The sequence below is a fragment of the Pseudoalteromonas sp. G4 genome (genome assembly GCF_028875915.1).
Lineage (GTDB): Bacteria > Pseudomonadota > Gammaproteobacteria > Enterobacterales > Alteromonadaceae > Pseudoalteromonas.
The window spans coordinates 1-2,234 of sequence record NZ_JAPEHW010000142.1; the positions used below are offsets into that span (position 1 = coordinate 1).

Annotated in this window: 2 rRNA genes; both read left to right on the forward strand. The window is 47.2% G+C overall.

Annotation, left to right across the window (positions count from 1 at the left end):
* Positions 1–225, forward strand: a 16S ribosomal RNA gene (locus ON073_RS20210); the annotation flags it as partial.
* A gap of 288 nt (positions 226–513) precedes the next feature.
* Positions 514–2,234: ribosomal RNA gene (locus ON073_RS20215) — 23S ribosomal RNA — on the forward strand; the annotation flags it as partial.

The following is a 2,234-nucleotide window of genomic DNA, read 5'->3' on the forward strand; positions in this document are numbered from 1 at the left end:
AACTCGACTCCATGAAGTCGGAATCGCTAGTAATCGCGAATCAGAATGTCGCGGTGAATACGTTCCCGGGCCTTGTACACACCGCCCGTCACACCATGGGAGTGGGTTGCTCCAGAAGTAGGTAGCTTAACCTTAGGGAGGGCGCTTACCACGGAGTGATTCATGACTGGGGTGAAGTCGTAACAAGGTAGCCCTAGGGGAACCTGGGGCTGGATCACCTCCTTATACGATTTAGAACTTTTTGTTCGAAGTGTCCACACAGATGATTGTTAATTAGCATTTGCTAATTAATTTGCTCTTTAAAAATTTGGAAAGCTGACAAACTTTAAATTAAGTACTTACTTAGTAAGTGCAATATTTAATTTAGAGTTCTCAAAATAAAGTAAAGAAAATATGCCGCATTAATATTCTTATTTAAAGAAAGTTAATGTTGGTATCTACTTTAGTATTCAATATTTAACTTCTGGCGGAGTTAAAAACTGTCTTTGCAATGCAAACCATTTTGGGTTGTATGGTTAAGTGACTAAGCGTATACGGTGGATGCCTTGGCAGTTGGAGGCGATGAAGGACGTATTAACTTGCGATAAGCCTAGTCAAGCTAGTAAAAAGCGCTTGAGGCTAGGATTTCCGAATGGGGAAACCCACCACTTAGTGGTATCACTTACTGAATACATAGGTAAGTGAGGCGAACCGGGAGAACTGAAACATCTAAGTACCCCGAGGAAAAGAAATCAACCGAGATTCCGAAAGTAGCGGCGAGCGAAATCGGATTAGCCCTTAAGCTGTAATGTAGTTAGTGGAACATTCTGGAAAGTTTGACGATACAGGGTGATAGTCCCGTACACGAAAACTTATTTACAGTGAAATCGAGTAGGTCGGAGCACGTGAAACTTTGACTGAATATGGGGGGACCATCCTCCAAGGCTAAATACTCCCAACTGACCGATAGTGAACCAGTACCGTGAGGGAAAGGCGAAAAGAACCCCTGTGAGGGGAGTGAAATAGAACCTGAAACCGTATACGTACAAGCAGTAGGAGCAGATTCGTTCTGTGACTGCGTACCTTTTGTATAATGGGTCAGCGACTTATATTCAGTAGCGAGGTTAACCATTTAGGGGAGCCGTAGTGAAAGCGAGCGTTAACTGCGCGTTTAGTTGCTGGGTATAGACCCGAAACCCGGTGATCTAGCCATGGGCAGGTTGAAGGTCAGGTAACACTGACTGGAGGACCGAACCGACTATCGTTGAAAAGCTAGCGGATGACCTGTGGCTAGGAGTGAAAGGCTAATCAAACCGGGAGATAGCTGGTTCTCCCCGAAATCTATTTAGGTAGAGCCTCGGACGAATACTATTGGGGGTAGAGCACTGTTAAGGCTAGGGGGTCATCCCGACTTACCAACCCTTTGCAAACTCCGAATACCAATAAGTAATATCCGGGAGACACACGGCGGGTGCTAACGTCCGTCGTGGAGAGGGAAACAACCCAGACCGCCAGCTAAGGTCCCAAAGTGTATGTTAAGTGGGAAACGATGTGGAAAGGCCCAGACAGCCAGGAGGTTGGCTTAGAAGCAGCCATCCTTTAAAGAAAGCGTAATAGCTCACTGGTCGAGTCGGTCTGCGCGGAAGATGTAACGGGGCTAAACATACCACCGAAGCTGCGGCTGCGAATTTATTCGCGGGGTAGGGGAGCGTTCTGTAAGCTGTTGAAGGTGTACCGGGAGGTATGCTGGAGGTATCAGAAGTGCGAATGCTGACATGAGTAACGATAAAGCGGGTGAAAAACCCGCTCGCCGGAAGACCAAGGGTTCCTATCCCATGCTAATCAGGGTAGGGTGAGTCGACCCCTAAGGCGAGGCCGAAAGGCGTAGTCGATGGGAAACGGGTTAATATTCCCGTACTTGGAATAATTGCGATGGGGGGACGGAGCAGGCTAAACAAGCATGGCGTTGGTTGTCCATGTGAAAGTATGTAGGCTGGAAACTTAGGCAAATCCGGGTTTCTAAGGCTGAGATACGAGACGACACTCTACGGAGTGGAAGTTGTTGATGCCATACTTCCAGGAAAAGCCTCTAAGCTTCAGATTATTTCGAATCGTACCCCAAACCGACACAGGTGGTCAGGTAGAGAATACTAAGGCGCTTGAGAGAACTCGGGTGAAGGAACTAGGCAAAATTGTACCGTAACTTCGGGAGAAGGTACGCTCTTATCTGTGATGAGACTTGCTCTCTAAGCGGA